This window comes from Agrobacterium sp. M50-1 (assembly GCF_049843495.1).
Taxonomy (GTDB): Bacteria; Pseudomonadota; Alphaproteobacteria; order Rhizobiales; family Rhizobiaceae; genus Agrobacterium; species Agrobacterium radiobacter.
This window is the reverse complement of the sequence record NZ_JBBHZH010000003.1, coordinates 173,449-186,360: the sequence shown is the minus strand read 5'-3', so window position 1 is coordinate 186,360 and position 12,912 is coordinate 173,449. Positions and strand designations below refer to the sequence as shown.

Here is a 12,912-nt window from a genome sequence, read left to right as displayed (position 1 = left end):
CCGCAACCGGGCGACGCCATTTTTATGTCCACCGAACGGCCGGACCGGACAGGCGACCTTTCGCCCTCTGCCCTGCGTGGAATATTCTTGCCTATGCGCAAACTCGAAGACGTTGCGTGGCTTTGACCAACCGCATCGGCTTTTCCGAACCGCGACACGGTTTTCGGTCCGATGCTTTAAAGCAAGAAGGTGAGCGATGGGCATTCTCAAAAAATTCTCTCTCGAAAACCGCATCGCCATCATCACCGGCAGCGGCCGCGGCCTCGGTTTCGAAATCGCCAGGGCCTTTGCCGAGGCTGGCGCCCATGTGTGGCTGACCGGCCGTAACGCCGAGGCGCTGGAACAGGCAGCAGGCACACTTCGGCAAGCCGGCGGAAAAGCCGATTATGCCGCTTTCGACATTGCCGATACCGCCGCCGGAACTGCCCTCGTCCACCGCATCATGGACGAGTTCGGCCACCTCGATATCCTCGTCAACAATGTCGGCGCGCGCGACCGCCGCCCGCTTGCCGAATTCAGCGACGAGGACGTGCTGGAACTCATCCGTACCGACCTCACTTCCTCCATATCGCTGTCGCGCGACGCGGCGGAGGCCATGAATACCAACGGTTACGGCCGCATCATCACCATCACCTCCATTCTCGGCCATATCGTCCGGCCGGGCGATGCGATCTATCCCGTCGCCAAACAGGGTCTGACCGGGTTGATGCGCGCCATCGCCGTCGAATATGGCGCGCGCGGCATCACCAGCAACGCCATCGCCCCCGGCATGTTCGCCACGGAAACCAATGCGGCCCTTGCCGAAAACTCTGAGATGGTCGCCTTCGCCAAGCTGCGCGTGCCGCTGGAACGCTGGGGCAGGCCGGATGAAATCGCCGGTGCCGCCCTGTTTCTGGCCAGCGACGCGTCCTCCTTCGTCAACGGCCATGTGCTGACGGTGGATGGCGGCATGTCGGTGCGGCTGTGAGAGGCCCCTTTCGGAAAGGCGCTAGATAGGTATGGCCGCACGGCAACGCATCATCCCCGTCAGGCGCGAATATAACCGCTGGGTCGCCAACCAGACGCTGGAAGATTATGCGCTGCGCTTCACCGCCAAAAGCGCCCGGCAATTTTCGTCCAACCGCATCTCCCACACCGCCATCGGCGCGATTTCCTTTCTGGCGCTGGAAGCCATCGGCGGCGCGATCACGCTGTCATACGGCACCACCAACGCCTTTTACGCCATCATCGTCGCGGCCATTGCCATGCTTGCCGTCGGCCTGCCGATCAGCCGTTACGCCATCCGTCACGGCGTCGATATCGATCTCCTGACACGCGGCGCGAGCTTCGGTTACATCGGCTCCACCATCACCTCGCTGATCTACGCCGCCTTCACCTTCATGCTCTTCGCCATAGAGGCGTCGATCATGTCCGGCGCGCTGGAGCTGGCGCTCGGCATTCCCCTGTGGATCGGCTACATCATCTCCGCCGTCATGGTCATTCCGCTCGTCACCCATGGCGTGCGCCTCATCAGCCGGTTCCAGATCATCACCCAGCCCTTCTGGATCGTGCTGAACGTATTGCCCTTCATCTTCATCGCTTTGATGGACTGGGAAAAATACGATCTGTGGCGGGCCTTTTCCGGCATTCATCATGCTTCCGGCCCGCCGGGCACCGTGGCCCATTTCAATCTGGTGGAATTCGGCGCGGCGTCTGCCGTCATCCTCGCGCTGATGTCGCAGATCGGCGAACAGGTGGATTTCCTCCGCTTCCTGCCCGCGGAAGGCCAGAGCCGTCTGCGCCATCGCATCGCGGTCTTTCTGGCGGGTGCCGGCTGGGTCGTCGTCGGCGTGCCGAAGCTGCTGGCCGGCTCCTTCCTCGTGGTCTTGACCTTCAGTTCCGGCGTCTCGGTGGACCGCGCCGCCGATCCGGCCCAGATGTACCTCACCGCCTTCGGCTACATGATCCCCAATGAAACAGCGGCTATGCTGCTGATGGTCGCCTTCGTGGTCGTCTCGCAGCTGAAGATCAACGTCATGAACGCCTATGCGGGCTCGCTCGCCTGGTCCAACTTCTTCTCCCGCCTCACCCACAGCCATCCCGGCCGTGTCGTCTGGCTGGTCTTCAACGTGGTGATCGCGCTTCTGTTGATGGAACTCGGCATCTACCGCCTGCTGGAAGAAACGCTCGGCATCTTCTCCATCATCGCCATGGCCTGGCTCTGCACCATCTCAGCCGATCTGTTCATCAACAAGCCACTTGGCCTCGCCCCTCCCGGCATCGAGTTCAAGCGCGCCCATCTTTACGATATCAATCCGGTCGGCGTCGGCTCCATGGCGCTTTCGGCCACCATTGCGCTGATGGCGCATTTCGGCACCTTTGGCGCGCTTGCCGCTTCGCTTGCACCCTATCTGACCCTGATCGTCGCCTTCATCGCCTCGCCGCTGATCGCCTGGGGCACGAAGGGCAAGTTCTATCTGGCCCGCAAACCGCGCCAGCAATGGCGCGAGCTGAGCGCCATCACCTGCTCCATCTGCGAACACCCGTTCGAGCCGGAAGACATGGCATGGTGTCCGGCCTATGCGGCGCCGATCTGTTCGCTCTGCTGCTCGCTGGACAGCCGCTGCCATGACATGTGCAAGCCGAAGGCCAAGCTCAACTATCAGGTCGCGACGGTCGCAAAATCTTTCCTGCCCCACCAATTGGTGGCAAAACTCGCCACACGGCTCGGACGTTATGGCATGGCGGCGGCCATCGCCGTCACCGCCATTGGCGGCATATTGGCGCTCATCGCCCATCAGGTCGGCACCGCCTCGCCGGCAACGGCAGATGTGGTCAACCGCACCATCCTCATTGTGTTCTTCGTCTTCGCCGTCATTGCCGGCATCGTCTGCTGGTTTCTGGTTCTCGCCCATGACAGCCGGGTGGTGGCGGAGGAGGAATCCTCACGCCAGAACACATTGCTCCTCAAGGAAATCGCCGCCCACAAGAAGACCGACGCCGCCCTTCAGGACGCCAAGGAAACGGCGGAAGCCGCCAACCGCGCCAAGAGCCGTTATGTGGTCGGCCTCAGTCACGAACTGCGCACACCGCTCAACGCCGTGTTGGGTTACGCCCAGATTCTCGAACGCGATGAGACCATTCCCCCTCCCCGGCAATCGGCCATCAAGGTCATCCGCCGTTCCGCCGACCACCTTTCCGGCCTGATCGACGGGCTTCTGGATATTTCCAAGATCGAGGCGGGCCGCCTGCAGGTCTATTCCAACGAGATCAACATTCAGGATTTCCTCGACCAGATCGTCGACATGTTCCGCCCGCAGGCGCAGGCCAAGGGGCTGGAATTCCGGCATGAGCGCGCCCATTCCCTGCCGCAATATGTGCGCACGGATGAAAAGCGGCTGCGCCAGATTCTCGTCAACCTGCTCTCAAATGCCATCAAGTTCACCGATGAGGGCAGCGTCACCTTCGATGTCGCCTATCGCAGCCAGGTGGCGAGCTTCACGGTTTCCGATACCGGGCGCGGCATCGCCGAAAAAGACCTCGCCCGCATCTACGAACCCTTCCAGCGCGGCGAGGCGGAAAGCGTGCGCCCCATGCCGGGCCTCGGCCTCGGACTGACAATCACAAGGCTTCTGACCAACACGCTCGGCGGCGAGATTTCCGTCTCCAGCGAAAAGGATCAGGGCTCCACTTTCCGCGTCCGCCTCATGCTCTCTGCCGTGCACCGGCCAAGCACGGCGCCTGCGGCAGAAAAGACCATCCGCTCCTATTCCGGCCCACGCCGCACCATCGTGGTGGTTGATGACAATGAGGATCACCGCGAGTTGATGCGGCAGGTGCTTTCGCCGCTCGATTTCGTGGTGCTGACCGCCCAGAGCGGACCGGAATGCCTGACACTCATCGAAGGCGTGCAGCCCGACCTCTTTCTCATCGATATCTCCATGCCCGGAATGTCCGGCTGGCAGCTTGTGACGAAGTTGCGTGAAGCAGGGCAGACGGCTCCGCTCATCATGCTCTCGGCCAATATCGGTGACGGCACCGTAGCGGGTGCCGGAGAAGACAATCACAACGACGCCATCGCCAAGCCGGTCGACATCCGCCACCTGTGCGACAGGCTTGCGGTGCATCTCGGCCTGAAATGGATTTACGATACCGACCTTCCCCCGGCACCCATCCCCCAGCCGCCGGCGCAGATCGTTCATCCCGGCGCAATTCATATCAAGGATTTGCAGAGGCTCGGCGAAATAGGCTACATACGCGGCATAGAGGCAAAACTCGCAGATCTCGCCCGCAACACGAACAACCTGCCCTTCACGCAAGAGCTTGGCACCTATGTGCAGGCCTTCGATCTGGCCGGTTACGCCCATTTTCTAAAGCGGTTTGAAGAGAGCGACAGGGGAGACGGTAAGGCATGAGCGGGCAAGGCGCAGCACTGCCGAGAGACATCGTATTGCTGGTGGATGACAGCCCGGAAGCGCTGGGGTTCCTCACCGATGCGCTGGAACAGTCAGGCTTTTCGGCGCTGATCGCCACATCCGGTCAGGCCGCGCTCAACATTGCCGAACGCATCACGCCCGATATCATCCTGCTCGATGCGGTCATGCCGGCCATGGACGGTTTCGAAACCTGCCGCCGCCTGAAGGCCAACGCCGCCGTGGCCCAGGTGCCTGTCATCTTCATGACCGGGCTGACGGAGACCGAACATGTGGTGCGGGCGCTCGAATCCGGCGGTGTCGACTATCTGACCAAGCCGATCAACATCGATGAGCTGCGCGCCCGCATCCGTGTGCATCTCTCCAATGCCCGCTCGGCGCAGAGCGCCCGCGTGGCGCTTGATGCCGCCGGACGCCACCTGCTTGCCGTGCGCGCCAACGGCGCGATCCACTGGTCCACACCACAGGCAACCCGGCTGGTCAACGCCGCCACCGGCCGTGATGATGGGCTGGAGATTGTCGTTGCCCATATTTCCGGCTGGCTGGCCGACAGGACAACGGTGGATTCCGCCCGCGATGCACCGCTGACGATCACCGAGGCCGGGCGGCCCGCTTTGCAGCTCTCCTTCCTCGGCGCAATGGGACCGGACGAATATCTCTTCCGTCTGACAGCCGCCAATGAGAAATCCGACGACCACCTGCTGAAGGACCACTTTGCCCTGACAACGCGGGAATCGGAAGTTCTGCTGTGGATTGCCAAAGGCAAATCCAACCGCGATATCGGCGATATTCTCGGCCTTTCCGCCAGAACCGTAAACAAACATCTGGAACAAATTTACGTCAAACTCGGTGTCGAAAACCGCGCCTCCGCCGCCGTCAAGGCCGCGCATATTTTGCATCAGGGCTGACGAGTACAATTAGTGCGGTAAGGTTCAGCAAACATATATTTTCTGCTTGAACGCAGAGTATCCGCTTCCGCCCGAGCGGTCGCCACTTGTTTCTTCTCCCCGCCGGGGAGAAGTCCGCGGCAGCGGGATGAGGGGGCAAGGGTCGAGATATTCGGAGAGCTTGCCCCCTCATCCGACCCTTCGGGCCACCTTCTCCCCGGCGGGGAGAAGAAACACGCCGCACCCCACCTCCCAAAAAATCACCACCCGATCCACCTGAACCCCAACACGGGAGAAAGTCCCATGAACCGTTTCATCATCCTTTCCGGCTGCTCCGGCGGCGGTAAATCCACCCTCCTCGCAGAACTTGCCCGGCGCGGTTTCGTAACCGTCGAGGAACCGGGCCGCCGCATCGTTATCGAAGAAACCCGCAAGGGCGGCACCGCCCTGCCCTGGATCGACATCGAGGCCTTCGCCCGCCGGGCAATCGCCATGGCGCTGGAAGACCGGCAAAAAGCCCCGCCGGATGGCCTCGTCTTTTTCGATCGCAGCCTGATCGACGCCGCCTCAGCGCTACGCCATGTCAGCGGCGATGGCTTCATCGATACGCTGAAAAACACGCACCGCTATAACCGTCTGGTTTTCCTGACCCCGCCATGGCCTGAAATCTATCGTGGCGACGATGAGCGCCGGCATGGTTTCGACGCGGCGGTCGAGGAGTATGATCGTCTCGTCCGGGACTACGAAGCGCTTGGCTACGATAGCATCGTGCTTCCAAAATCAGGCATCGAGGAACGTGCCGACTTTATTCTGGCGCGGATCGGCTGAACAGCCACAGGTTCGGCAGCGATATCAGAGCAATTGCGCGACGGTAACAAACTCGAACCCGCGTTGACGAAGGCCATCTATGATCAGGGGCAGCGCCTGCCGGGACACCTCGCGGCTTCGATACATGACATGCATGATGATGATCGAGCCGTTTCTCGTTTGCTCGATGACGTGACTGGCGAGGGCGGACGCATCTTCAGCGACATCGGGAAACGATTCCGGCTCGACATCCCACATGATGGTTTTCCGGTCATGCCGTGAAAGATACCAGGGCAAGGCGAGCAGCTTCTTGCCATATGGCGGCCGGAACATGATCTCCCCTTCGTAGCCCGCAGCGCGAATAGCCGCATCGGTGCGCTCGATCTCCTCCCTGATCCGCGCCGGCCCCATGAACATCATGTTGGAATGCGTATAGCTATGGTTGCCGAGCTGATGCCCCTCGCTGACGATCATGCGCGCCTGCGGCAGGTTTTCTTCGGTCTCCTTGCCGGTCAAAAAGAAAGTCGCTTTTACCCCGCGCTGCCTCAGGACCGTCAGGATATCAGGCGTAAAGCGTACCGACGGCCCATCATCGAAGGTCAGCGCCACCACCGGCCTTTCCGTTTCGACCCTTGCGATGATGCCGCCGAATAATTGCGTCGTTCGGGATTTGCTGAAGAAATGCGCGCCGATGAACACCGCCGCCAGCCCAGCAAGAACAAGGAACAGGCACACGGTTCGCTTTGTCGTCATTGCCACCCCTCATTGCAGTTTTCCCGAGAGGCTTTGTTTCCCGCCTTGTTGTCTCCAGTATGGCAGGCAGGGATCACAAAAGAAAAAGCCCGGCATTGCGCCGGGCTTCGATAGAAAGTCACAGAAGAGCTTAGGTGCCCTGCTGGATGTAGGTGAACTTGCCGTCCGGACCCTTCTTCCACTCGTACATGACGTAACCGGGAAGCTTCGGGTCGCCCTTCTCGTCGAAGGAGATGTCGCCAAGCGCAGTCGGGAAGGTGCCGGACTTCAGGGCCTCGGCAACCTTTTCCGGCTCCACGGAACCGGCAGCCTTCGCCGCACCGGCGATCGCCTGCATCGCGGCATAGGAGTAGAGCGTGTAGGCTTCCGGGTTGAAGCCGGCGGCCTTGAACTTCTCTACCAGTTCCTTGTTTTCCGGGCGCAGCGTCGGATCGGGGCCGAAGGTGTTGAGCGTGCCTTCGACGGCGTCGCCGGCGATGGAGGCAAGTTCGTTCGAGACGATACCGTCGCCCGAAACGAGCTTCGCCTTCAGGCCCTGGTCAGCCGCCTGGCGGATGATGAGACCGGCTTCGGTGTGCAGACCGCCCCAGTAGATGATGGAAACGCCGGCTTCCTTCATCTTGGAGATCAGCGCGGAGAAATCCTTGTCGCCGACGTTCACGCCTTCATACATGACCTCAGTCACGCCGGCGGCATTGGCAGCCTTCTTGGTTTCATCGGCAAGGCCCTGACCATAAGGTGTCTTGTCGTGAATGATGGCGACCTTGGCGTCCTTGAAATGGTCGGCCAGGTACTTGCCGGCAATGCCGCCCTGCTGGTCGTCACGGCCGCAGGTGCGGAAAGTGTTCCACAGGCCGCGCTCGGTGAAAACCGGGTTGGTTGCGGCAGGCGTTATTTCGAGAATGCCGTTTTCGGCGTAAACTTCGGACGCCGGAATGGAAACGCCGGAGTTGAAGTGACCGACAACGAATTTCACGCCGTCAGCAACGAATTTGTTGGCAACCGAAATACCCTGTTTGGGGTCGGATACGTCGTCGCCCAGCACGATCTTGATCTGCTCGCCATTGATGCCGCCGGCGGCATTGATGTCTTTCGCAGCCTGTTCGGCACCCTTCTGGATCTGAGCACCGAAAGCAGCGTTCGGGCCGGTCAGCGGTGCGCCGACAGCGATCACGACATCGGCCCAGGCCGAACCGCCAAACGCGACCATGGCGGTCAGCGCAACAGCGGAAAGAAGAGACTTCTTCATTACTTTACTCCCAGTTCCTTTGGATGGGTTGATTGCAAGGACCTGTTCAGTACCCACCTTCACTGAACAGGAAACCGTTCCACTCTGACGAGCATTGTGCAGCCGGAAAAATCCGCCTGTCAATCTTTCTTCTTATAGGAAAATGCCGACGTCCGGTCGTAGAGCCAATAGTAGTTATTGACCATCTGGCTCGTCCGGCGCATGCGGAAACCGATGCTGGAAAAGACCAGAAGAAGAACGACGTCAAACACGTAATAGAAGCCGTTGATGAACGGCCCGTTGAAGAGCGCGTGATGCAGAAACCGCATGACGAGCCCCAGTGCGAGCGTATAGATCACCACCCGCGTATAACCGCCCCAGCCATCGGCCACGGATTTGCCCGTGCGCCATGCCGTCCAGAAGCCCAAGAGAACAACCAGCGCGCGCAGAACATAACGCACGCCGTTATCGGTTTCGAAAAAAAGGCCCTGCATCTCTTTCCCCATCAGCGCCGGGCTGAAACGCCCTGGCCCTGCCTTGTCTGTCGTCCCGTCGTTTCCCGCCGGGCATTTTATTGTTTACGCCCCGCCATGGATCCCTAAGGTTTGGCCGAAAGGAAGGCAGGCCGTCGTTTGCAGTCTTGCGCCGCAAGATTTCCGGCGCAAGTAAAATCTTTCAGTGCCGTCCGCCTTCGAGATAGGCGGCGCGTACCTGCGGATCGGCGAGCAGTTCCCTGCCCGAACCGCTCATCGTCACCTTGCCGTTGACCATCACATAAGCGCGGTCGGAAAGCTTCAGCGCGGCAAAGGCATTCTGCTCCACGAGGAAGACGGTCAGCCCCTCTTCCTGGTTGAGTTTCTTGATCGCCTCGAAAATGCCCTTAACGATCAGCGGCGCCAAGCCAAGCGACGGCTCGTCGAGAAGCAGAAGCTTCGGCCGCGCCATCAGCGCGCGGCCGATGGAGAGCATCTGCTGCTCCCCGCCGGAAAGCGTGCCGCCACGCTGGCTCTGACGCTCTTTCAGGCGCGGGAACATCACGAAGATCTTCTCGACGTCTTCCTTGAAATATTTCAGGTTATCGAGATTGGCGCCCATCTGCAGGTTTTCCAGCACCGTCATGCGCGGGAAGATCCGGCGGCCTTCCGGCGACTGGGCGATGCGTTTACGCGCAATCAGATGCGTCGGCAGATGGGTAATGTCCTCGCCGTCGAAGATCACCTGACCGGCGCGCGCCTGCGGGCTGCCGCAGATGGTCATCATCAGCGTCGACTTGCCGGCGCCGTTGGCGCCGATCAGGCTGACGATCTCACCCTTGTTGACCTCGACATCGACACCGGCCAGAGCCCGGATATTGCCATAATAGGTTTCGACACCCTGGACTTTGAGAAGCGATTCACCGGGCATCAGGCCGCTCCTCCGTCGAGTTCTTCCGCAATCACGTCTTCCACTTCATCATCCTCGACACCCAGATAGGCGGCGATGACCTTCGGGTCGTTCTTCACATGGTCCGGCGTGCCGTCGGAAATCTTCTGGCCATATTCCAGAACCACGACATGGTCGGAAATCTGCATGACCACCGACATGTCGTGTTCGATAAGAAGCAGCGACGTGCCTTCGTCACGGATGCCGCGCAGCAGCGCGTTGAGCGCCAGCGATTCCTTCGGGTTGAGGCCGGCGGCCGGCTCATCGAGGCACAGAAGTTCCGGCCCCGTGCACATGGCGCGGGCGATTTCCAGACGGCGCTGCGCGCCATAGGGAAGATCGCCGGCCGGATCGTCGGCGCGATCGGTCAGATCGGCCTTGTCCAGCCAGTATTTGGCCTTTTCGATCGAATCATCCACCGCCCGTCGGTAAGCGGGCAGGCCGAGCAGGCCGAGAATGGTGTAACCCGAGGCCTTCATCAGCGCATTGTGCTGCGCCACCAGCAGGTTTTCCAGAACCGTCAGACCCGAAAACAGGCGGATGTTCTGGAAGGTGCGCGCCACCTTCGCCTTCTTGGTGATCTCGAAATCCGGCAGGCGCTCAAGAAGATGCGCCTCGCCACTCTGCTGGCGCATGGTGATCATGCCCATCGTCGGCTTGTAGAAGCCGGTGATGCAGTTGAAGACCGTGGTCTTGCCCGCACCGTTGGGGCCGATCAGCGCCGTGATCTCACCGCGCTTCGCCTCGAAGGAGAAGTCGTTGATGGCCATCAGGCCGCCGAAGCGCATCGAGAGATGTTCGACCTTGAGGATCGTGTCGCCAGTGGTGTTTGGTGTCATGTTCGTCATTCCGGAAGCCATCAACCGTGACCTTCCTTGGTAAAGCTGCCGGAGACGGCCTTGCGTTCTTTAAGGAAGGCCGTGGGTTCACGCGAGCCGACGAAACCGCGCGGCTTGAACAGCATGACGATGACCATGGCGAGACCGAAGAGCAGCATGCGGTAGAGTTCCGGCGTGAAATCCGGCCCGAAGACATGCTTCAGGAACTCCATTTCACGCAGAAGCTCGGTGCCGCCGACCATGACGAGCGCCGCAATGGCGATACCGGTCAGCGAGCCCATGCCGCCAAGCACGACGATGGCGAGGATGACGGCGGATTCCAGGAACACGAAACTTTCCGGCGACACGAAACCCTGCCGCGCGGCGAAGAAGGAACCGGCGAAACCGCCGAACATCGCACCCGTGGCAAAGGCGGTGAGCTTGGTGATGACGGTATCGATGCCGAGCGAACGGCAGGCGATCTCGTCCTCACGCAGCGCTTCCCAGGCGCGGCCGATCGGCATGCGGCGCAGCTTGATCGTGACGTAAGCCGTCAGCATGCACAGAAGCAGGATGACGTAGAACAGGAAGATCTTGTAATAAGCCGACGACATCGACAGGCCGAAGGCCTTGGCGAAATTGTTCGGCGCGCCGACATCGAAGGACCAGATGCCGAAGACCGAAGCCTTGGCGATGCCGGAAATGCCGAAGGTGCCCTTGGTGACGGCCGTCCAGTTCAAAAGCACGAGACGGATGATTTCACCGAAGGCCAGCGTCACGATCGCCAGATAGTCGCCGCGAAGGCGCAGAACCGGGAAACCGAGAATGATGCCCCAGAAGCCCGCGAGAATGCCGGCGACGGGCAACAGCACCCAGAAGGACAGGCCGAAATGGCTTGACAGCAGCGCATAGGAATAAGCGCCGACCGCATAAAAGGCCACGTAACCGAGATCGAGCAGGCCGGCGAGGCCGACGACGATGTTGAGACCCCAGGCCAACATCACATAGATCAGGATCTGGATGCCGAAATTGTCGACGAATTTCAGCGAGCCCTGAAAGCCGAACAATTGCACGGCGATAACAGGATAAAGCAGCAGCAGGACGAGCGCCAGCTTCAGGAAGTGCTTGTGGAAAAATCCTTTTTCCTCGGAGATTTCCAGAATGCCACTTTTCGCCTTGGCAAGCCGCCGGCGGTCCAGAGACGGCTTGATGAAGCCGACCACGAGAAAGCGGCCGACGGCGGCGATGCCGACGAAGATCGCCAGAAGCCCCCAGCGGGTGCCCCAGATAAGCTGGTTGTTGATATCCTGATAGGTGACGATGCCGACATAAAGAATGAACATGCCGAACGAGATGAGGCCCGCAATCAGGCCCTCCTTCACAGCCGTCGCCATCAGGCTCGGGCTGGAAGCGGCGTTTTCGGAAGCGATATTGGTCATGGGATCACACCTTCTCGACTTCCGGACGACCGAGAATACCGGTCGGCTTGAAGATCAGCACGAAAGCCAGAATGCCGAATGCCGCGACATCCTTATAGGCGATGGAGAAATAGGCCGACCACAGCGATTCGATGAGACCGATCAGCAGGCCGCCGAGAACGGCGCCCGGAAGCGAGCCGATGCCGCCGAGAACGGCCGCGGTAAACGCCTTGACGCCGGGAATGAAGCCGTCGCTGAAAGAGGCGACACCATAATACATCAGATACATGGTGCCCGCGACCGCAGCCAGCGCCGCACCCATGATGAAGGTTATGGAGATGGTCTTGTCGACATCAACGCCGAGCAGTGCGGCCATCTTGCGGTCCTGTTCGGTGGCGCGCTGCGCCCGGCCGAGCGGGGTCTTGTTGACGATATACCAGAAGGCGAAGAGCAGCACCGAGGTGACGACCATGATGATCAGCTGCTTCAGCGAGACGGTAATGGCGCCGAAATGATAGCTTTCCGTCACCATCGACGGGATCGGCTTGTTGCGCGGACCCTGGGTGACCTGGATGAAATTGGACAGCGCGATCGACATGCCGATGGCAGTGATCAGCGGCGCAAGGCGGAAAGAACCTCTGAGCGGGCGGTAGGCGACGCGCTCGATCACCCAGTTCCACAGGCCGGTCATCAGCATGGCGACGACCATCATCAGAAGCAGAAGAAGCGCCACCGGAATGCCGGCGACAAAAGATGTCACGATCAGGAAAACGATCAGCGCGGCAAAGCCGCCAAGCATGAAAATATCGCCATGGGCGAAGTTGATCATGCCGATGATGCCGTAAACCATCGTATAGCCGATAGCGATGAGGCCGTAGATCGATCCAAGAGTCAGCCCGTTGATGAGCTGCTGGATAAAATACTCCATGTCTTTCCCCCGGGCACGACCTCAAATGGGTCACGCCTCGTTATGTTAATTATAGGGGAAGCCTTTCAGGCAGACCCCCACCCTCAAAATGCATATCGTGTTCGTTAAAAATGTGAAGTCAAAAACGGGCGATGCTGCACAAAATTTGGAATTTCCACATGGACTGCCGCTTTCCCGGTCAAAAGAGCCATGATTTTGGCAGGAAGTGCTGAAAAAATGACGGTTGGATACTTATTTTA

General features: G+C 60.1%; 11 protein-coding genes. 4 read left to right on the top strand and 7 right to left on the bottom strand.

What is annotated here, in order from left to right:
- The first annotated feature begins 196 nt into the window (after positions 1–196).
- From WDZ78_RS08460 to WDZ78_RS08445, 4 genes are all read left to right on the top strand, one after another.
- Complete coding sequence (locus tag WDZ78_RS08460) at positions 197–967, top strand: SDR family oxidoreductase (protein WP_425672793.1); 771 nt, start codon at positions 197–199, stop codon at positions 965–967.
- A gap of 31 nt (positions 968–998) precedes the next feature.
- The gene (locus WDZ78_RS08455) at positions 999–4,394 is read left to right on the top strand and encodes a hybrid sensor histidine kinase/response regulator (RefSeq protein ID WP_425672792.1); all 3,396 of its coding nucleotides are present in this window, start codon (positions 999–1,001) and stop codon (positions 4,392–4,394) included.
- The gene (locus WDZ78_RS08450) at positions 4,391–5,320 is read left to right on the top strand and encodes a response regulator (protein WP_013636721.1); all 930 of its coding nucleotides are present in this window, start codon (positions 4,391–4,393) and stop codon (positions 5,318–5,320) included. Before WDZ78_RS08455 ends, WDZ78_RS08450 begins: the two co-directional genes overlap by 4 nt.
- A gap of 282 nt (positions 5,321–5,602) precedes the next feature.
- Complete coding sequence (locus WDZ78_RS08445; RefSeq protein ID WP_020011607.1) at positions 5,603–6,127, top strand: AAA family ATPase; 525 nt, start codon at positions 5,603–5,605, stop codon at positions 6,125–6,127.
- A 24-nt stretch (positions 6,128–6,151) separates the two neighbouring features.
- Here WDZ78_RS08445 and WDZ78_RS08440 read toward each other — a convergent pair whose 3' ends face one another.
- The 7 genes from WDZ78_RS08440 to WDZ78_RS08410 form a co-directional block, all read right to left on the bottom strand.
- Positions 6,152–6,859, bottom strand: a complete 708-nt coding sequence (locus tag WDZ78_RS08440) for a polysaccharide deacetylase family protein (RefSeq protein ID WP_425672791.1) — start codon at positions 6,857–6,859, stop codon at positions 6,152–6,154.
- 130 nt (positions 6,860–6,989) lie between these two features.
- Positions 6,990–8,108 (bottom strand): branched-chain amino acid ABC transporter substrate-binding protein, encoded by a 1,119-nt coding sequence (locus WDZ78_RS08435; RefSeq protein WP_425672790.1) that lies wholly within the window; start codon positions 8,106–8,108, stop codon positions 6,990–6,992.
- Positions 8,109–8,227: 119 nt separating this feature from the next.
- Complete coding sequence (locus WDZ78_RS08430; protein ID WP_020011610.1) at positions 8,228–8,581, bottom strand: DUF6867 family protein; 354 nt, start codon at positions 8,579–8,581, stop codon at positions 8,228–8,230.
- Positions 8,582–8,762: 181 nt separating this feature from the next.
- The gene (locus WDZ78_RS08425; protein ID WP_020011611.1) at positions 8,763–9,491 is read right to left on the bottom strand and encodes an ABC transporter ATP-binding protein; all 729 of its coding nucleotides are present in this window, start codon (positions 9,489–9,491) and stop codon (positions 8,763–8,765) included.
- Positions 9,491–10,369, bottom strand: coding sequence for an ABC transporter ATP-binding protein (locus WDZ78_RS08420; protein WP_020011612.1), 879 nt, complete (start codon positions 10,367–10,369; stop codon positions 9,491–9,493). Before WDZ78_RS08420 ends, WDZ78_RS08425 begins: the two co-directional genes overlap by 1 nt.
- Positions 10,369–11,766, bottom strand: coding sequence for a high-affinity branched-chain amino acid ABC transporter permease LivM (gene livM / locus WDZ78_RS08415; protein ID WP_020011613.1), 1,398 nt, complete (start codon positions 11,764–11,766; stop codon positions 10,369–10,371). The genes WDZ78_RS08420 and livM overlap by 1 nt, the downstream gene beginning before the upstream one ends.
- 4 nt (positions 11,767–11,770) lie before the next feature.
- Positions 11,771–12,673 carry a branched-chain amino acid ABC transporter permease gene (locus WDZ78_RS08410; protein WP_004430050.1) on the bottom strand — a complete coding sequence of 301 codons (903 nt, stop codon included), beginning with the start codon at positions 12,671–12,673 and terminating at the stop codon, positions 11,771–11,773.
- Between the last annotated feature and the right edge of the window lie 239 nt (positions 12,674–12,912).